This is a genomic window from Streptomyces sp. NPDC098781 (assembly GCF_044759995.1).
GTDB lineage: Bacteria > Actinomycetota > Actinomycetes > Streptomycetales > Streptomycetaceae > Streptomyces.
The window spans coordinates 703636-722890 of sequence record NZ_JBIWAK010000003.1; the positions used below are offsets into that span (position 1 = coordinate 703636).

Here is a 19255-nt window from a genome sequence, read left to right on the forward strand (position 1 = left end):
TTACGGGGTCGAAGTCGAGGCGGCTCTACGGCCCGTCCTCGCTACGGAGATCTGGCGCGCGACCCGGGGGCCGAGCACGGAGAGGACGAGTAGGACGCCGGTGACGACGATCTGCGACTGGGCGGAGACGTCCTGGAGGCTCATCACGTTCTGCAACGCCCCCAGCAGGAACACTCCGGCGACGGCGCCGCCCAGGGTGCCCTTGCCGCCGTCGAAGTCGATCCCACCGAGCAACACGGCGGCCACGACCGAGAGTTCGAGCCCGGTGGCGTTGTCATAGCGTGCGCTGGCGTAGTGCAGCGCCCAGAAGATCCCGGTCAGGGAGGCCATCAGCCCCGTCACCGTGAACAGGATCAGCTTCTGCCGCTTCACCCGGACCCCGGCGAACCGCGCCGCCTCCTCGCTCGCCCCGACGGCGAACAGCGACCGCCCGAACGGCGTGGCGTGCAGCGCGACCACGGCGACGGCCAGCAGCACGAGGAAGGGCAGGAAGGCGTACGGGACGAACGTGTCGCCGATCCGGCCGGCCGCGAAATCCAGGTACTGGGACGGGAAGTCCGTCACCGCGTCCGACCCGAGCACGATCTGCGCGATGCCCCGGTACGCGGCGAGCGTTCCGATGGTGACGGCGAGCGAGGGCAGCCCCAGCCGGGTCACCAGCAGCCCGTTGATCAGTCCGCACACCGCACCGAGCAGCAGACACAGCGGAATGATCGTCTCGATGGTCATGCCCTGGTTCCACAGCGCGCCCATGACGGCACCCGACAGCCCGGCCGTGGAGGCGACCGACAGATCGATCTCGCCCGAGACCACGAGCAGCGTCATGGGAAGGGCGATCAGCGCGATGGGCAGCGTGTTGCCGATCAGGAAGGACAGGTTGAGCGCGTTGCCGAAGCCGTCGACGAAGCCGAAGGACAGCAGCAGAACGACGATGAGGAGGGCACCGACCACCGTGTCCCAGCGAACGGCGCGCGCGAGCGAGAAGTCAGCCATGGCGGGCGTTCCTCTTCTTCAGGGCGGACGCCACGCGCAGGGCGACCACGCGGTCCACGGCGATGGCGAGGATGAGCAGGATGCCGTTGATGGCGAGCACCCAGACGGAGCTGACGCCGAGGGCGGGCAGCACGCTGTTGATGGAGGTCAGCAGCAGCGCGCCGAGCGCGGCGCCGTAGACGCTGCCGGAGCCGCCGGTGAAGACGACACCGCCGACCACGACCGCGCTGACGACGGTGAGTTCGTAGCCGTTGCCGGTGCCCGAGTCGACGTTGCCGAACCGGGCCAGGTACAGGGCGCCCGCGAGGCCGGCGAGAGCACCGCAGAAGGTGTACGCGGCGAGGATCCGCTTACGGACGGGGATGCCGGCGAGACGGGCGGCCTCCGGGTTGGAGCCGAGGGCGTACAGCTCGCGTCCGCTGCCGTAGTGCTTGAGGTAGTACGCCGTGGCCACCAGCACGGCGAGGGCGATCAACGCCAGCCACGGCACCGCGGACAGGCCGCCGGAGCCGAAGTCGACGAACCCGTCCGGGAGGTCGGCGGCGGTGATCTGGCGGGACCCGACCCAGATGGAGTCGATGCCGCGGATGATGTAGAGCGTGCCGAGGGTGACGACGAGGGCAGGCACCTGGCCGAGGCTGACGAGCAGGCCGTTCAGCAGGCCGAAGCCGATGCCCGTCAACACGGCCAGAAGTAGGGCCACGGCGGAGTTGCCGCCGCCCTGGAGATAGGTGCCGGCCGCGAAGGCGCTGATCCCGAGCGTGGAGCCGACCGACAGATCGACGTTCCTCGTGATCACGACCAGGGACTGGCCGGTGGCGACCAGGACGAGGATCGTCGCGTTCAGGAGGAGGTCCTTGATGCCCTGCTCGGTGAGGAACTCGCTGTTGCCCAGCTGGGTGACGACGATCATCACCAGGAAGACGGCCAGGATGGCGAGTTCGCGCATCTTGAAGACGCGGTCGACCAGGCGGGTGCCGCTGGACTTGGGTACGTCGGTCACGGTTGCCTCTTTGGGAGTGACGACCGTCATGCGGCGGCCCTCCCGGTGGCTGCGGCCATCACGGTTTCCTCGGTGGCTTCGGAACGCGGGATCTCTGCGGTGAGGCGGCCCTCGTGCATCACGAGCACGCGGTCGGCCATGCCGAGGATCTCGGGCAGGTCGGAGGAGATCATCAGGACGGCCACCCCGTCGGCCGCCAACTCGCCGAGCAGCCGGTGCACTTCGGCCTTCGTCCCGACGTCGATGCCCCGGGTGGGCTCGTCGACGATCAGCACCTTGGGGCCGGTGGCCAGCCACTTGGCGAGGACGACCTTCTGCTGGTTGCCGCCGGACAGGGTGTTGACCGTGTCGGCTATCCGCGCGTACTTGACCTGGAGCTTGACGGCCCAGTCGAGGGACCGGCTGCGTTCGGCGCCGCGGTCCATCAGCCCCGCCCTGACGGTCGTACGAAGACCCGTCAGGCCGATGTTGCGCTCGATGGACATGTCCATCACCAGGCCCTGCGCGCGCCGGTCCTCGGGGACCAGGGCGAGTCCGCCGGCCATCGCCGTGGACGGAGCGCCGTTGGTCAGGGCCTTGCCGTCGACGAGGACCTCGCCCGCGTCCCGGCGGTCGATGCCGAACACGGCTCGCGCGATCTCGGTGCGGCCCGCGCCGACGAGCCCCGCGAGGCCGACGATCTCACCGCGCCGCACGTCGAACGAGACGTCGGTGAAGACGCCCTCGCGGGTCAACCGGCGTACGCTCAGGGCGACTTCACCCGGCCGCACGTCCTGCTTGGGGTAGAGCTCGTCGAGGTCGCGGCCGACCATCCGGCGCACGAGGTCGTCCTCGGTCATGCCGTCCAGCGGCTCGGTGGCGATCCAGGCGCCGTCGCGCAGGGTGGTGACCCGCCCGCAGATCCGGAAGATCTCCTCCAGCCGGTGGGAGATGAACAGGACGGCGGCGCCCTGTTCACGCAGGGTGCGTACGACGCCGAAGAGACGGGCCACCTCGCTGCCGGTGAGGGCGGCGGTCGGCTCGTCCATGATCAGGACGCGGGCGTCGAAGGAGAGCGCCTTGGCGATCTCGACGATCTGCTGGTCGGCGATGGACAGGCCGCGCGCGGGGCGGTCGGGGTCGAGTTCGACGCCGAGCCGGGTCATCAGGGCCAGGGTGGCGGCGTGCGTGGCCTTGTGGTCGATCCGGCCGAGGGCACGCCGCGGCTGACGGCCCATGAAGATGTTCTCGGCGATCGACAGGTCGGGGAAGAGGGTCGGCTCCTGGTAGATCACGGCGATGCCGGCGTCGCGGGCGTCGCCGGGGCCGTGGAAGACGACGGGCGCGCCGTCGAGCAGCACCTGGCCCGTGTCGGGCCGGTGCACGCCGGCGAGCGTCTTGATCAGGGTCGACTTGCCCGCGCCGTTCTCGCCGGCGAGGGCGTGCACCTCACCGGGGAACAGCTCCAGGGAGACGTCCCGCAGGGCGCGGACCGCGCCGAAGGACTTGGAGACGTCCCTGAGCGCCAGAACCGGGGCCGGACCCGTGGTGGACGGGTGGGTCATGGGGGCTCCTCGACGACGCCGGCGGGACGGGCCTCTCGGCGTCGTGAAAGGTTTCAACTCGGTTGCCGGGACGTTAGACACGGAGCCGATGTCGCGTCAATGGGTCCGTGTCGAAAAACTTTCGATGAACGAAGGTCACGGCGGAGTCACAAGCAACAGCCTTGGTCATGGGGCTTGACACCCCTTCGGGAGGCCCCTACGTTCCGGTCTTGAATCGTTTCACAGTGAAGCGTTTCAGACGTCCACCGTCCGTCTTCCGTCCCGACGTCACAGGAGCCCCGAAGTGACCGAGCTCGCCGCGGTGAAGGCCGCACTCAAGACCCAGGCCGTCGAAACGCCGTCGTGGGCGTACGCGAACTCGGGGACGCGCTTCAAGGTCTTCGCCCAGCGGGGTGTTCCACGGACACCGCGGGAGAAGGTGGAGGACGCCGCGAAGGTGCACGAGTTCACCGGCGTCGCACCGACCGTCGCGCTGCACATCCCCTGGGACACGGTCGACGACTACGCGGCGCTGGCGAAGTTCGCCGAGGAGCGCGGTGTGCGGCTGGGGGCGATCAACTCCAACACCTTCCAGGACGACGACTACCGGCTGGGCAGCATCTGTCATCCCGACGCGGTGGTGCGCCGCAAGGCTCTTGATCATCTGCTGGAGTGCGTCGACATCATGGACGCGACGGGTTCCGCCGATCTGAAGCTGTGGTTCGCGGACGGGACCAACTACCCCGGGCAGGACGACATCCGGGCGCGGCAGGACCGGCTGGCTCAGGGGCTGGCCGAGGTGTACGAGCGGCTCGGGGACGGGCAGCGGATGCTGCTGGAGTACAAGTTCTTCGAGCCGGCCTTCTACACGACGGACGTGCCGGACTGGGGGACGGCGTACGCGCACTGTCTGAAGCTCGGGCCGAAGGCGCAGGTCGTCGTCGACACGGGACATCACGCGCCGGGGACCAACATCGAGTTCATCGTCGCGACGCTGCTGCGGGAAGAAAAGCTCGGCGGGTTCGACTTCAACTCGCGCTTCTACGCGGACGACGACCTGATGGTGGGGGCGGCGGATCCCTTCCAGCTGTTCCGGATCATGTACGAGGTCGTGCGTGGGGGTGGGTTCACCTCCGACGTGGCCTTCATGCTCGACCAGTGCCACAACATCGAGGCGAAGATTCCGGCGATCATCCGGTCGGTGATGAACGTGCAGGAGGCCACGGCGAAGGCGCTGCTCGTCGACCGGGGGGCGTTGGCCGCGGCGCAGGCCGCCGGGGACGTGCTGGACGCGAATGCCGTGCTGATGGACGCGTACAACACGGATGTGCGGCCGCTTCTCGCCGAGGTGCGGGAGGAGATGGGTCTCGACGCCGACCCGATGTCCGCGTACGCCCGGTCCGGGTGGGCCGAGAAGATCGTGGCCGAGCGAGTCGGGGGGCAGCAGGCCGGGTGGGGGGCGTAGGCGTCCGCCCAGATCGGTTGTCCTCGGACTGCGGACCGTCTGTGGCTGGTCGCGCAGTTCACCGCGCCCGTGGGAATCGGCGCTTCGCGCCTGACCGCTTCCGCGCCCCTGAGGGCGCCTGTCACCGAACTCATCTTCCGAAGGACTGAGACCACATGGCTCCCCATCCCGAAGCCGCCGCCCTGCTCGCCCGCTCCCACCGGCTCGGCTCCGACCCCCGCAACACCAACTACGCCGGCGGCAACGCCTCCGCCAAGGGCACCGGCACCGACCCCGTCACCGGAGGTGACGTCGAGCTGATGTGGGTCAAGGGGTCCGGTGGTGACCTCGGGACGCTCACCGAGGCCGGGCTGGCCGCGCTGCGGCTGGACCGGATGCGCGCGCTGGTCGAGGTCTACCCCGGTGTCGAGCGCGAGGACGAGATGGTCGCCGCGTTCGACTACTGCCTGCACGGCAAGGGCGGGGCCGCCCCCTCCATCGACACGGCCATGCACGGGCTCGTCGAGGCAGCGCACGTCGACCATCTGCACCCGGACTCCGGGATCGCGCTCGCCTGTGCCGCCGACGGTGAGAAGCTGACCGCCGAGTGTTTCGGGGACACCGTGGTGTGGGTGCCCTGGCGGCGCCCCGGGTTCCAGCTCGGACTCGACATCGCGGCCGTCAAGGAGGCCAACCCGCAGGCCGTCGGGTGCGTGCTCGGCGGGCACGGGATCACCGCCTGGGGTGACACCTCCGAGGAGTGCGAGCGCAACTCGCTGCACATCATCCGCACCGCCGAGGAGTTCCTGGCGGAGCGCGGCAGGGCCGAGCCCTTCGGACCCGTCCTCGAGGGGTACGCGGCACTGCCCGAGGCCGAGCGTCGGGAGCGGGCCGCGGCGCTGGCGCCTTATGTGCGTGCCGTGGCGTCGCAGGACAAGGCCCAGGTCGGGCATTTCGACGACTCCGAGGTCGTGCTGGACTTCCTGGCCCGTGCCGAGCATCCGCGGCTCGCCGCCCTGGGCACGTCGTGCCCCGACCACTTCCTGCGGACCAAGGTGCGCCCGCTGGTGCTCGACGTGCCGGCGACCGCTCCGGTGGAGGAGGCCGTCGCGCGGCTGACCGAACTGCACGCCGAGTACCGCGAGGAGTACGCCGCCTACTACCGGCGGCACGCCCTGCCCGACTCCCCCGCCATGCGGGGCGCCGACCCGGCGATCGTGCTGGTGCCGGGTGTCGGTATGTTCAGCTTCGGCAAGGACAAGCAGACCGCCCGGGTGGCCGGTGAGTTCTATGTCAACGCCATCAACGTGATGCGGGGCGCCGAGGCCGTCTCCACGTACGCGCCCATCGAGGAATCCGAGAAGTTCCGCATCGAGTACTGGGCGCTCGAAGAGGCCAAGCTCCAGCGGATGCCGAGGCCCAAGCCGCTCGCGACCCGGATCGCGCTGGTGACCGGGGCGGGCAGCGGGATCGGCCGGGCCATCGTGCATCGGCTGGTCGCCGAGGGCGCGTGTGTCGTGGTGGCGGATCTCGACACCGAGAACGCGCAGGCCGTGGCCGAGGAACTGGGCGGTCCCGACAAGGCCGTCGCGGTGACCGTGGACGTCACGTCGGAGGAGCAGATCGCCGACGCGTTCCGGGCGGCCGTGCTGGCGTTCGGCGGGGTCGACCTCGTCATCAACAACGCCGGGATCTCCATCTCCAAGCCGCTGCTGGAGACTTCGGCCAGGGACTGGGACCTCCAGCACGACATCATGGCGCGCGGCTCGTTCCTCGTGTCACGGGAGGCCGCGCGCGTGATGATCGCGCAGGGGCTCGGCGGCGACATCGTCTACATCGCCTCCAAGAACGGCGTGTTCGCCGGTCCCAACAACATCGCGTACGGCGCCACCAAGGCGGACCAGGCCCATCAGGTACGGCTGCTGGCCGCCGAGCTGGGCGAGCACGGCATCCGGGTCAACGGGATCAACCCGGACGGTGTGGTGCGCGGGTCGGGCATCTTCGCCGGTGGCTGGGGTGCCCAGCGCGCCGCCGTGTACGGGGTCGAGGAGGCGAAGCTGGGTGAGTTCTACGCCCAGCGGACCATCCTCAAGCGGGAGGTACTGCCCGAGCATGTCGCGAACGCCGTCTTCGCCCTGACCGGCGGGGACCTGACGCACACCACCGGCCTGCACATCCCGGTGGACGCCGGCGTCGCCGCCGCCTTCCTGCGATGAGCACGGGCGTGAAGTCGTACGCCGCGGTCGACCTCGGCGCGTCCAGCGGGCGGGTCATGGTCGGCCGCGTCGGCCCCGACCGGCTGGAGCTCACCGAGGCGCACCGGTTCGCCAACCGGCCGGTGCGGGTGCCCGAGGGGCTGCGCTGGGATGTGCTCGGGCTGTACGCCGGGGTGCTGGAGGGACTGCGGGCGGCCGGGCGGGTCGACTCCGTCGGTATCGACAGCTGGGCCGTGGACTACGGGCTGCTGGACGGCGACGGGGCGCTGCTGGGGAATCCCGTGCACTACCGGGATGCCCGGACGGAGGGCGTGGCCGAGAAGGTGTGGGCGACCGTCCCCGCGCGGGAGCTGTATGCCGCGACCGGGTTGCAGTACGCGCCCTTCAACACGCTGTACCAGTTGACCGCGGCCCGCGAGACCGCCCAACTGGCCCACGCCGAGCGGCTGCTGCTCATCCCCGACCTGATGACGTACTGGCTCACGGGCGAGCAGGGCACCGAGCTCACCAACGCCTCCACCACCCAGCTCATCGACCCCCGCACGCGTGACTGGTCGTACGACATCGCCTCCCGGCTGGGCATCGACCTGGGCTTGTTCGCTCCCCTGCGCCGGCCGGGCGATCCGGCGGGGCTGCTGCGGGACGAGGTGCTGGCGGAGACCGGGCTCGCCGGGCCGGTGCCGGTGACGGCGGTCGGGTCGCACGACACCGCCTCGGCGGTCGCCGCCGTTCCGGCCGAGGGCGAGCGCTTCGCCTACATCTGCACCGGCACCTGGTCGCTGGTCGGCCTGGAACTGGGCGCCCCCGTGCTCACCGAGGAGAGCCGGGCCGCCAACTTCACCAACGAGCTGGGGCTGGACGGCACGGTCCGGTATCTGCGGAACATCATGGGGCTGTGGCTGCTCCAGGAGTGCCTACGGGCCTGGGGCGAGCCGGAGTTGGACCCGCTGCTGAGCGCGGCGGGCGCGGTGCCGGCGCTGCGGTCGGTCGTGGACGCCGGGGACGCGGCGTTCCTGGCGCCGGGGCGGATGCCGGAGCGGATCGCCGAGGCGTGCCGCGCCTCGGGGCAGCCGGTGCCCGCCTCACCGGCCGAGATCACGCGCTGCATCCTGGACTCGCTCGCCCTCGCCCACCGCCGTGCCGTCCGCGAGGCGCAGGCGCTGGCCGACCATCCGGTGGACGTCGTGCATGTCGTCGGGGGCGGCGCGCGCAACGCCCTGCTCTGCCGGCTGACCGCCGACGCCTGCGGGCTGCCGGTGGTGGCCGGTCCGGCCGAGGCCGCCGCTCTCGGGAACGTCCTCGTCCAGGCGCGGGCCCACGGGCAGGCCGGCGATCTCGCCGACGGGCGGCGCCTGCTCACCCGTACACAGCAGCTGACCCGGTACGAGCCGCGAGGGAACGCGGAGGTCTGGCGTGCGGCCGAGGCCCGGCTCGCCGGGGTGTGAGCGGGGTCTCCCCCAGTCCGCGCGGCCGCATTACCCTGCACTCATCGGATGATCGATCACAAGGAGCCGCGATGCGTGTCGCCCTGTTCCTGACCTGTGTCAACGACACGCTCTATCCGGACACCGGGCGTGCCGTGGTGAAGCTGCTGACCAGGCTGGGCGTCGAGGTCGACTTCCCGATGGACCAGACCTGTTGCGGGCAGGCGCACTACAACACCGGCTATCGCCATGAGGCCGAGCCGCTGGCCCGGCATTTCTCCGATGTCTTCGGGGGGTACGAGGCGATCGTCACGCCGTCCGGGTCGTGCGGGGCGATGGTGCGGGAGCTGTATCCGCGGATGGGTGAGCGGGCGCGGGCCGAGGGGCGCGGGGACACCCTCGCCGCGACGCTGGCGCCCGTGGTGCCGAAGACGTACGAGCTGACGGAGTTCCTGGTGGACGTGCTCGGCGTGACGGACGTCGGGGCGTACTACCCGCACCGGGTCACCTATCACCCCACCTGTCACGGCCTGCGCGGACTGGGGCTCGGCGACCGGCCGCGGCGGCTGCTGGAGGCCGTCAAGGGGCTGGAGTTGGCCGAGTTGCCCGGGGCCGACGAGTGCTGCGGGTTCGGCGGGACCTTCGCGCTGAAGAACTCCGATGTCTCGGCGGCGATGGGTGCGGACAAGGTGCGCAACGCCGAGTCGACGGGCGCGGAGGTGCTGTGCGCGGCGGACAACTCCTGTCTGATGCACATCGGCGGGACCATGACCCGGCTGCGGACGGGGATGCGGCCCGTGCACATCGCGGAGATCCTGGCGAGCACGGAGGAGGAGCCGGCCGTATGAGCGGGACGTATCTGGGGATGCCGGCCTTTCCCGAGGCGGCGCACGAGGCCGTGCACGACGCGACCCTGCGGGGCAATCTGCGGCACGCCACGCACACCATCCGCGCCAAGCGGGCGAAGGCCGTCGCGGAGGTCGACGACTGGGCGGCGCTGCGCGAGGCGGGCAAGCGGATCAAGGACCATACGCTGCGTCATCTCGACCGGTATCTCGTGCAGTTGGAGGAGTCGGTCACCGCGGCGGGCGGCACGGTCCACTGGGCCGCCGACGCCGACGAGGCGAACCGGATCGTGGCCGATCTCGTCAAGGCGACCGGTGAGTCGGAGGTCGTCAAGGTCAAGTCGATGGCCACGCAGGAGATCGGGCTCAACGAGGCCCTGGAGGCGGAGGGCATCCGCGCCTACGAGACCGATCTGGCCGAGCTGATCGTGCAGTTGGGCAAGGACCGCCCCTCGCACATCCTGGTCCCGGCCATCCATCGCAACCGGGGCGAGATCCGCGACATCTTCCGGAGCGAGATGGGCGAGTGGGGCCGACCGGCGCCCGAGGGTCTGACGGACACGCCCGCCGAACTCGCCGAGGCCGCGCGGCTGCACCTGCGCGAGAAGTTCCTGCGCGCCAAGGTCGGCATCTCCGGCGCCAACTTCATGGTCGCCGAGACCGGCACCCTGGTGGTCGTGGAGTCCGAGGGCAACGGGCGGATGTGCCTGACCCTGCCCGAGACGCTGATCTCGGTCGTCGGCATCGAGAAGATCCTGCCGACCTGGCGGGACCTGGAGGTGTTCCTCCAGACCCTCCCCCGCTCCTCCACCGCCGAGCGCATGAACCCGTACACGACCATGTGGACCGGTACGACGGACGGCGACGGGCCGCGCTCCTTCCATCTGGTCCTGCTCGACAACGGCCGTACCGACACCCTCGCCGACGAGGTCGGCCGGCAGGCCCTGCGCTGCATCCGGTGCTCGGCGTGTCTCAATGTGTGCCCGGTGTACGAGCGGGCCGGCGGACACGCGTACGGCTCGGTCTACCCGGGCCCCATCGGCGCGATCCTCAGCCCTCAACTGAGGGGTGTGACCAGCGAGATCGACGCCTCACTGCCGTACGCCTCGTCGCTGTGCGGCGCCTGCTACGAGGTGTGTCCCGTCGCCATCGACATCCCCGAGGTGCTGGTGCACCTTCGGGAGCGGGTCGTCGAGGGCGGCCCGGTGACCACGGACGGCAACAAGGTGGTGCTGAAGCCCGCGAAGGGACATGCCGCCGAGCGGGCCGCGATGCGGGCGGCGCGCTGGGCGTTCAGCCGTCCGGGCGCCCTGCGCGCCGGGCAACGGCTCGCCTCGCGCACCCGGCGCCTGCATCCCCGGTCGCTGCCCGGCCCCGGCAAGGCATGGAGCGGCAGCCGCGATCTTCCCGAGGTGCCGGCGGAACCGTTCCGGGACTGGTGGCAGCGCACGAACGGTGGAAAGGACGGCGCCAAGTGAGCAGCAGGGAACGGGTCCTGGGCCGGGTGCGGCGCGCCCTCGCCGACGTGCCGCGCGACGACACGCCGTACGAGCAGGCGGTTTCGCGTGACTATCTGCGTGAGCACGGGGCGCGCGGTGTCGCGGAGACGGTCGAACTGCTGGCCGAGAATCTGGCGGACTACCGGGCGATCGTGCATCGCACCGACGAGGAGGAGCTGCCGTACCTCATCATGCGGCTGCTCGCCCAGCGAGGGCCCCAGTACGTGCTCGTACCCCCTGAGCTGCCACCGGCCTGGATGTCGGCCGCCGATCCCACCCGGGTGCACGACCGTGCCGTGAGCACGCCCCACGAACTGGACAAGGTCGAGAGCGTGGTCACCGGCTGCGCACTCGCCATCGCCGAGACCGGCACCATCGTCCTGGACGCCTCCCCCGACCAGGGCCGCCGCCGTATCACCCTCGTCCCCGACCACCACATCTGTGTCGTACGGGTCCCGGACCAGGTCGTGTCGTCCGTCCCACAGGCCCTCGAACGCCTCGACCCGGCCCGCCCGTTGACGTGGATCTCCGGTCCGTCGGCGACCAGCGACATCGAGCTGGACCGGGTCGAGGGGGTGCACGGTCCGCGCACCCTGGAGGTGGTGCTGGTGGGCGGTCAGTCGAGCGCGGACGTCACCGCGTAACGGCCGGACGGCAGCCGGTAGGAGGCGACGCCGTCCGCGAAGCCCAGGTACTCGACGCCCTCGACCTCGGACAGGGGCGTCCGGCCCTCGCGGACGGTGGCCGGATCGGCGGTGGGGACGGCGAGGGTCGCGGAGCTGTTGGCGGGCACCTCGGCCCGGTACGTCAGCTTCCGGTCCTCCTGCCGCCACTCACTGACGATCTCGCCGTACGGGGAGAGATGCGCGCCCCGCACCCGCGTCACCTTGCCGGTCGGATCGAGATGGGGCCGCAGGAAGAAGTGCCGGAAGCCCGGGTGGGCCGGGTCCCTGGCGATGCCGGCCATGCTCTCGTACATCCACTCCATGATCGCGCCGTAGGAGTAGTGGTTGAAGGAGTTCATGTCGACCGGACCGAAGCCGTCCTCCTTCGAGTACGAGTTCCAGCGCTCCCAGATGGTGGTGGCGCCGTTGCGCACCGAGAACAGCCAGGACGGCATGGCGTCCTGGTGGAGCAGCCGGTACGCGAGGTCGACGCGGCCCTCGGCGGTGAGCACGGGGGCGAGGACGTTCACGCCGAGGAAGCCGACGGAGAGGGTGTTCTCGGCGTACTTCACACGGGTGCTGTCGGGGTGGGCCTCCTTGTAGGCCTCGTCGTTGCCGATGTTCGCGGCGAGCAGCTCGACCAGTTGGCGGCGCTGGGCCTCGGTGTCGTAGAAGCCGAGTTTGAGGACCCACAGCAGGGCGGTCTGGCTGTTGTCCTCGGTCTTTCCGCCCGTCGGCGGGGCGTCGCCGAGGCTGGAGCGGACGGTCACCCGGCCCTGGGCGTCGGTGGCCAGGTACTTGGAGACGAACGCCCGCTTGATGTGGGCGAAGAGGTCCTCGTAGGCGCCGGTCTCGGCGGTGCGGCCGGTGGCGCGGGCCATGTCCGCCATCAGGCGGGCGCTGTAGCCGTAGTAGACGTCGCTGATGAGCTGGGTGCTGGTGTCCTGGAAGGCCAGCCAGTCGCCGAAGATCGCGCCCTGCCCGGCGTAGGTGTCGCCGGTGCGTGCGCGGATCCAGTCCATGTACTTCTTCATGGCGGCCCAGCCGCGCTCGATGACGGTGGTGTCGCCGGACATCTGCCACACCGTCCACGGCACGACGACTCCGCAGTCGGCCCAACCGCTCGCCGGGACGGGCTGGTTGTAGCGGTTGCCGGGGGCCACCCAGGTGAACTGCCCGCCGTCCTGTCCGTAGGTCTTCTGGGAGTCGATCAGGATGTCCTCGAAGTGGCTGAGGAAGTTGACGGCGTCGGTGTTGTAGAGGCCGGTGCCCGAGAAGAGCTGGGTGTCGCCGGTCCAGCCGAGGCGTTCGTCGCGCTGCGGGCAGTCGGTGGGGACCCAGAGGTAGTTGCCGCGCTGGCCCCAACGGACGTTGCTGATCAGCTGGTTGACGTCGGTGTCGTCGGTCGTGATGGTGCCGGTGTCGCGCAGGGCGGAGGTCGCGACCCGGCCGGTGAACCGGGTGAGGGTGACGGTCTCGGTCGCGGTGACGGAGACGTAGCGGAAGCCGTAGAAGGTCAGCGAGTCCTGGTGGGTCTCGCCGTCGGGGTCGCCCTTGAGGATGTAGGTACTGGTGGCCTTGGCGGCGCGCAGGTTGGCGCGGTACACCGAGCCGACGGGGCCGTCGGCGCCCTCGCTGTCGTCGTTGAGCATCTCGCCGGGCTTGAGGACGACTTGGGTGCCCGCCGGGCCGCGCAGGGTGTAGCGGGGGACGCCGACCATGTTCTGGCCGAGGTCGATCACGGCCGTGTCGCCGGGGCGCAGGGTCACGGGGGCGGTGGCGGCGGTGGCCGGGTCGGTGATCGTGCGGACGGGGTCGATGACGACGCGGCCCTTGCCGTTGGGGCTGCCGGACCGGCCCGACACACCCGTGTAGACGGTGACGGAGTGCGGTCGGCGGTCCCACTCGGGCATCAGGCGGGCGCTGTCGCCGGGGTAGGCGACCAGTTTCGCGTCCGGGAACCTGGTCGAGTGGTCGTGCTCGGTCACGGCCGACCAGCCGGAGGCGTCGAATCCGTTCGCCGTCCAGCCCGGGAGTTCCTGGCGGGCGTCGTAGGTCTGGCCGTCGTAGATGTCGTCGGCCCGGTAGGGGCCGGAGTCGGTGGCCTTCCAGTCGTCGCCGGCCGCGGTGACGACCGTCTGCTCGGATCCGTCGGCGTAGCGGATCAGGAGCTTCGCCTTGAGGGCGAGGCGATTGCCGTCGGCCGAGCGGTAAGCGCTGTTCTCGGAGACACGGCCGTTGTACCAGCCGTTGCCGAGCACGGCGGCCAGGGTGACCTGCCCCTGCCGTCGCTCCCCCGCGACCAGGTCCGTGACGTCGTAGGTGAAGTAGTTGACGGTGCTGTCGTAGTTGGTCCAGCCCGGGGTCAGCAGCTCGTGGGTGGTCCCGTCGCCGTGCGGCAGGGCGACGCGATGGCCGTTGACGTAGGCGTCGTACACGCCGAGGGCAGTGATGTAGAGCCGGGCGTCACGTACTTGACGTTTCGTCAGGTCCACTTGTCGGCGCAGCAGCGGGGCGCCGGGCGTGTTGGGCTGCTTGCCCGCCATGCTGATCCACTGGGCGCCGTCCCAGCCGGCGACTCCGTCGGTGCTGAGCAGGCCGGTCTCGAAATGGGCTGTGGGGGCGGCGGGGACGGCGTGGCCGGTCTCGTCCCAGACCGTCACCGTCCAGTGGTAGCGGGTGGCGGGGCGCAGGGCGGGACCTGCGTAGCGCACGGCGACCGAGTCCGGTGAGGTGACGCGGCCGCTGTTCCAGACGTCGGCCCGGGTGGGGGTCAGGCGGTCGGGGGCGGTGGCCACCAGGATGCGGTACGCCGACTGGCGGCGGCCGCGCACCGGGGAGGCCGTGCGCCAGCCGAACCTCGGGCGTTCGGCGTCCACGCCGAGGGGGTTCGTTCTGTGCTCGACCGTGAGGCCCTCGACCGCCGCGCGATGCGGGACGGAGGCGGCGGTCGCTGGTCCGCCGCCGATGATCCCGCCCGCCACGGCCAGTGGCGCCGCGCTCAGTGCCGTGGTGAGCACGGTCCTGCGGCGCACCCCTCGGCCCTTCGTGCTGTCGACTCCGTCGTTCATGCCGTAGTCCCTTTCGGCTGCTCGGAGTTGTAACGATTCAGCTCGAACGACTGGTGAAGCTAGTGGCAGAAGTGAGAGGTGTCCATGGTTGGATCAGGACGAATAGCGTGCAGTTTCCAACAGAACTCCCCAATGACAGAAGGGGAATTGAAACCGTTCAAAAGCGGAATCAGCCGCTCTTGCTCGGCCGTTTCGTCGAGTCGCGGCTCAGGATGCCGAAGGCCCACCGCTCGTTGAAGCCCGCCACGAAGCCGATGGCGCACCAGAAGCCCCAGAACTCGGTGCCCGCGGAGTCCGACCCCGCACGCCCCGCGGCCGGGCAGATCTCGGTCGTGGTGGCCGGCGGATCGAAGACCGTGACGATGCCTCCGCTGAGCAGGAAGTAGACGGCGAGGGCGAGGATCCAGCCGACGAACACCCGGTACACGCCCTCGTGGCGCATACTGCGGGCCATCTGGCCGGGCACGACGATGCCCTCCCGCCCGTTGGTCTGTCTGCGCGCCAACTGGTCGGCACTCCCCCGCAGCCGCACCAGCACGCTGAGCACCGCCCCGAACGCGCCCACTCCGCCGCACACCACCGCGCCCAGCAGGCTCCAGCGGTTGGTGCAGTTCAGCGTCACGCCCAGGGCGCCGAGCAGACCGACACCCCAGAGTAACGGCACGATCAGCAGCGCCAGTCCGGCGGCCGACCCCATGGCGAGCCCGAGGTTGAGGCCGCGGCTGACCGCGGTCGCGCTGTCCTGCGCGAGCCGGCCTCTCAGGTCGGCGATCTCCTGGTCGAGATACTCCGTCAGATGCTCGTTCGGCTTCGCCTCACGCAGCCGTGCGTCGCTCAGCGCGTTCCCCAGCACCCGCACCACGGTGACCCGGGCCGAGACCCGCGTCCGGCGCTCGAAGGCACGCTGCGAGGCGCCGTACAGGAGCTGTAACTGAAGCTGCTGTTCCGGATACAGCTCGCCGAACTGCACATAGTCACGGTCGAATCCGTCCGGCACGATCTCCATCAGGCCCTCGGGCCACAGCTCGGTGTCCGCCCCCTGGACCGACTCCCGCATGCCCCGCCACCAGGTCCGGCGGCCTCCCCCGTTTTCCGTCATGGGCCAACCAGTACCGGCCCCGGGCCCTCGCGGGGAAGTCTCCCAAGGCACCAGTCCGGTAACCGATTCCGGAGGCCGAACGGCGTCGCCCGTCAGGAATGGACGATCGGGCAGCCGCGTCGTATCGAGTGCTGCGCGGCGCGCAGATACACCGCGACGTAGAAGGCCCGGTCGAGGTCCTCGCTCCACGGTCCCGACCGCACCGCCGCGGTCCGCTTCGCCGCGCCTTCCAGGAACCACATCGTCAGCTCCAGGTTGTCCGACGTCGCCGGCAGCGCGTCGCACGGCAGCTCCACGGCCGCCGCCAGCCGCTCCGCGAGGGCGAGCACCTGTGGGGCACCGGCGACGGTCGTCGTCACGTCGTAGGCGGACTCGACCGGCAACTCGACCGTCGCGTCGAGCGAGACCGGCACCAGCACCGTCCAGCCGAGGAGCAGTTCCTCCTCCGCTCTCGACAGGTGCGCCCGGCACAGCGCCACGAAGCCGTCCATCGCGGGGGCGAGCTTCTCCTCGAAGGCGGTCCCGGAACCGCGCACGACCTCCGCCTCCTCGGGGACGCTCGTGTACGGCGCGAGCCCACGCCGTTCCAACTCCTCGTTCAGCCCGGCGGCGACGTCCCCGCGTCCCTCCTCGCCGTCGCCGAACCACTCCCGCGCACCGACACTCACCAGATAGATCCCCATGTCTCGGAAGGTACCGCCCGCCACTGACATCGCCTCCGGCTGCCGGCCCCCGCCGGGGGTGTCGCCAAGTACACCCGGCGATAGGGGTTCTGCGCCCAATGTGGTCCCGGCTGCGGCTCCGTAGCTTCGTCGGCAGGGCACAGGGAGTGCCGGACGGAGGGGTGATGACGATGTTCCGAGCAGCCTCGCGGCGTACGCACGACAATCGAGCAGGCTCGCGGCGTACACACGACAAGGGACCCGCCGCCGAGGCGCTCCGGCTGGTCAAGGTAACGAAGTCCTATGGTGCGCACGGCACTGCCGTGACCGCGCTGGACGGGATCACGCTCGGCCTGGGTCGCGGCAGCTTCACCGCGGTGATGGGGCCGTCGGGGTCCGGCAAGAGCACGCTGCTGCACTGCGCGGCCGGGCTCGACCGGCCGGACAGCGGCATCGTGCGGGTGGACGGCACCGAGCTGACCGGGGGCGGCGAGGCGGAGCTGACGAGGTTCCGGCGAGGTCGGATCGGGTTCGTGTTCCAGCAGTACAACCTGCTGGAGACGCTGACCGTCGCGCAGAACACGGTGCTGCCGCTGAAGCTCGCCGGGCAGCGTGTCGACCGTGGGCGGGCGCGGGAGGTCCTGGCGTCCGTGGGCCTCGGCGACCGGCTCGGGCACCGCCCGGACCAGCTGTCCGGCGGCCAGCGGCAGCGGGTGGCCATCGCGCGGGCGCTCGTGACCGAACCCCGGGTGATCTTCGCGGACGAGCCGACGGGGGCCCTGGACACACGTAGCGCGCGTGAGGTGCTGCGGCTGCTCCAGGAGGCGGTGCGGGTGCACGGCCGGACCGTGGTGATGGTGACGCACGACCCGGTGGCCGCCTCCTACGCGGACTCGGTGCAGTTCCTCGCGGACGGTCGGCTGGCGGGGCGGATGGACGCGCCGACCCCGGACGCGGTGGCCGAGCGGCTGGCACATCTGGGCGACGACGTGGCAGCGGGGGTGTGAGCGATGTTCATGCTGGCCATGCGGTCGATCCGACACCGCCCCGGGCGGTTCCTCGCGACACTGCTGTCCGCGTTCCTGGGTGCGGCGATCATCATGACGTTCAACTCGCTGCACGACACGGCGGGGCAGGACGGCGTCGACGCCATCAGCGCGGAGACGCTGTCCACCGCGGCGGGCGTCGTCGGCGGCTACGGCACCCTGCTGGTGTTCTTCGCCGTCGCCTCGACCCTGACGGTCAACGTCCGTCAGCGCGCCGCGGAGTTGGAGCTGCTGCGCTGCTCGGGGGCGACTCCGGCACAGTTGAAGCGGATGGTCGTCGGTGAGGCGGTGGTGGTCGCCCTGGTGGGCGCGGCCCTGGCGACGGGCCCGGCGCTGCTCGGCGGGCGGGCCCTGCTGGAGGTGTTCCAGGACAGCGGGCAGGTCGCCGAATCGGTCGGCCACTCCTTCGGCCCGATCGCGCTCCTCACGGGCTTCGACATCACGCTGCTAGCCTCGGCCGGCGCCGCCTTCCTCGCCGTACGGCGTGCGACGCGCGGGAACCGCCGACGCGGTGGGGCACGCAGGTTCCTGACGTACGGTGCCCTCCTCACCGGTGCGGTCTCCGTCACCTCCACCTTCGTGTTCTCGGCGTCGGACGCGGCCCTCATGGCGCCGCCGGCCTACGGGGCGATCCTGCTGTCGGTAGGCTTCGCGCTGATGTCGCCGCGGCTGCTGGAGGGGGTGCTGGACCGGCTGCCGCTGAACGGAGCGAGCGGCTGGCTGGCGGTACGGAATCTGCGGCAGCGCGCCGGTCATCTGGCCGGGATCCTGATGTCGCTGATCCTGTTCACGGCGGTGGCCACGGCCACCCTCACCATGCAGGCGGTGGAGAGCGACACCGTCGAGGCCCTGGGCATCACCAAGTCGGTCGACGACAAGACGCTGGAGACCCTGAACTTCACGGTCGTCGGCATCATCGTCGTCTTCGTCTGCGTGATGCTGGTCAACTCGCTGTACGCGGCCACCAGTTACCGCGCCCGGGAGTTCGGACAGCAGCGCCTGGCCGGGGCGACCCCGGGCCAGGTGCTCGGGACGGTGGCCGTCGAGAGCCTGGTGCTGACAGTCACCGGCGCCCTCTTCGGCATGCTGGCCGCACTGGCGGGGATCGTCCCCTTCACGGTGGTCCGCAGCGACGGAGTACTCCCGGGTGAGGTCTACGGCATCGCGGCGACGGTCGTCACGGTCGCGGCGACGGTGACCCTGGGCACGAGCTTGGCCACGGCACGGCGGATGCTGCGACGGCCGGCGGTGGGGGCGGTCGCGGTGGCGTCGTGAGCCGGGTCGGCGGTGGGGCGGTCGGGGTGGCCTGGTGAGTCGGGCAGGAGGTGGGGCCATCGCGGTGGCGTGGTGAGTCGGGTCGGCGGTGCGGCGGTCGGGGTGGCCTGGTGAGTCGGGCAGGAGGTGGGGCCATCGCGGTGGCGTGGTGAGTCGGGCAGGAGGTGGGGCCATCGCGGTGGCGTCCTGAGCCGGGGTGCCGACGGGGGCGGGTCGCTTCGGCGGCCGGCCCCCCATCTCATCCCGGTCGCGTCCAGCAGCCTCAGCCACGGTGACGCCGGGCGCGAGCCACGGCCGGCGGATGCCGGGTGCCCCGGCCACCGCGGCGCTCGGGGCGGCGTCCTGAGCCGAGCCGGCGGTGGGGCCATCGCGGTGCGTCCTGAGCCGGGGTGCCGACGGGGCGGGTCGCTTCGGCGGCCGGCCCCTCATCTCATCCCGGTCGCGTCCAGCAGCCTGGGCCACGGTGACGCCGGGCGCGGGCCACGGCCAG

The 19255-nt window shown here is 70.9% G+C and carries 14 protein-coding genes; 8 read left to right on the top strand and 6 right to left on the bottom strand.

What is annotated here, in order from left to right:
- From ACIQWG_RS14915 to ACIQWG_RS14925, 3 genes are read right to left on the bottom strand one after another with little or no spacing between them, the layout of a single operon-like run.
- Nucleotides 1–993 (bottom strand): ABC transporter permease, encoded by a 993-nt coding sequence (locus ACIQWG_RS14915; protein WP_404094943.1) that lies wholly within the window; start codon nucleotides 991–993, stop codon nucleotides 1–3.
- Complete coding sequence (locus tag ACIQWG_RS14920) at nucleotides 986–2026, bottom strand: ABC transporter permease (RefSeq protein WP_404094945.1); 1041 nt, start codon at nucleotides 2024–2026, stop codon at nucleotides 986–988. The genes ACIQWG_RS14915 and ACIQWG_RS14920 overlap by 8 nt, the downstream gene beginning before the upstream one ends.
- Nucleotides 2023–3540 carry a sugar ABC transporter ATP-binding protein gene (locus ACIQWG_RS14925; protein WP_404094948.1) on the bottom strand — a complete coding sequence of 506 codons (1518 nt, stop codon included), beginning with the start codon at nucleotides 3538–3540 and terminating at the stop codon, nucleotides 2023–2025. The genes ACIQWG_RS14920 and ACIQWG_RS14925 overlap by 4 nt, the downstream gene beginning before the upstream one ends.
- A 283-nt stretch (nucleotides 3541–3823) precedes the next feature.
- Between ACIQWG_RS14925 and rhaI the strand changes: the two genes are divergently transcribed.
- The 6 genes from rhaI (at nucleotide 3824) to ACIQWG_RS14955 (ending at nucleotide 11591) form a co-directional block, all read left to right on the top strand.
- Nucleotides 3824–4984, top strand: coding sequence for an L-rhamnose isomerase (gene rhaI, locus ACIQWG_RS14930; protein ID WP_404094949.1), 1161 nt, complete (start codon nucleotides 3824–3826; stop codon nucleotides 4982–4984).
- 155 nt (nucleotides 4985–5139) lie between these two features.
- Entirely contained in the window at nucleotides 5140–7179 is a 2040-nt protein-coding gene (locus ACIQWG_RS14935; RefSeq protein ID WP_404094952.1) for a bifunctional aldolase/short-chain dehydrogenase, read from the top strand.
- On the top strand, nucleotides 7176–8624 hold the full coding sequence (locus ACIQWG_RS14940) for a rhamnulokinase family protein (RefSeq protein ID WP_404094953.1): 1449 nt from the start codon (nucleotides 7176–7178) through the stop codon (nucleotides 8622–8624). The genes ACIQWG_RS14935 and ACIQWG_RS14940 overlap by 4 nt, the downstream gene beginning before the upstream one ends.
- 71 nt (nucleotides 8625–8695) lie before the next feature.
- Nucleotides 8696–9451 (top strand): (Fe-S)-binding protein, encoded by a 756-nt coding sequence (locus tag ACIQWG_RS14945; RefSeq protein ID WP_404094956.1) that lies wholly within the window; start codon nucleotides 8696–8698, stop codon nucleotides 9449–9451.
- On the top strand, nucleotides 9448–10926 hold the full coding sequence (locus tag ACIQWG_RS14950) for a LutB/LldF family L-lactate oxidation iron-sulfur protein (RefSeq protein WP_404094959.1): 1479 nt from the start codon (nucleotides 9448–9450) through the stop codon (nucleotides 10924–10926). The genes ACIQWG_RS14945 and ACIQWG_RS14950 overlap by 4 nt, the downstream gene beginning before the upstream one ends.
- Nucleotides 10923–11591, top strand: coding sequence for a lactate utilization protein C (locus ACIQWG_RS14955; RefSeq protein ID WP_404094962.1), 669 nt, complete (start codon nucleotides 10923–10925; stop codon nucleotides 11589–11591). Before ACIQWG_RS14950 ends, ACIQWG_RS14955 begins: the two co-directional genes overlap by 4 nt.
- Here the strand turns inward: ACIQWG_RS14955 and ACIQWG_RS14960 are convergent.
- From ACIQWG_RS14960 to ACIQWG_RS14970, 3 genes are all read right to left on the bottom strand, one after another.
- Entirely contained in the window at nucleotides 11564–14683 is a 3120-nt protein-coding gene (locus tag ACIQWG_RS14960; protein ID WP_404094964.1) for a family 78 glycoside hydrolase catalytic domain, read from the bottom strand. The two genes, ACIQWG_RS14955 and ACIQWG_RS14960, sit on opposite strands and share 28 nt — an antisense overlap.
- Before the next feature lie 169 nt (nucleotides 14684–14852).
- Entirely contained in the window at nucleotides 14853–15782 is a 930-nt protein-coding gene (locus ACIQWG_RS14965; protein WP_404094966.1) for a hypothetical protein, read from the bottom strand.
- Between the two features lie 92 nt (nucleotides 15783–15874).
- Nucleotides 15875–16465 (bottom strand): hypothetical protein, encoded by a 591-nt coding sequence (locus ACIQWG_RS14970; protein ID WP_404094969.1) that lies wholly within the window; start codon nucleotides 16463–16465, stop codon nucleotides 15875–15877.
- A 164-nt stretch (nucleotides 16466–16629) separates the two neighbouring features.
- On the opposite strand from ACIQWG_RS14970, the gene ACIQWG_RS14975 reads away from it, so the two are divergent.
- Both ACIQWG_RS14975 and ACIQWG_RS14980 read left to right on the top strand, forming a co-directional pair.
- Nucleotides 16630–17451, top strand: coding sequence for an ABC transporter ATP-binding protein (locus tag ACIQWG_RS14975; protein ID WP_404094971.1), 822 nt, complete (start codon nucleotides 16630–16632; stop codon nucleotides 17449–17451).
- 3 nt (nucleotides 17452–17454) lie between these two features.
- Nucleotides 17455–18765, top strand: coding sequence for an FtsX-like permease family protein (locus tag ACIQWG_RS14980; RefSeq protein ID WP_404094973.1), 1311 nt, complete (start codon nucleotides 17455–17457; stop codon nucleotides 18763–18765).
- Nucleotides 18766–19255: the final 490 nt, after the last annotated feature.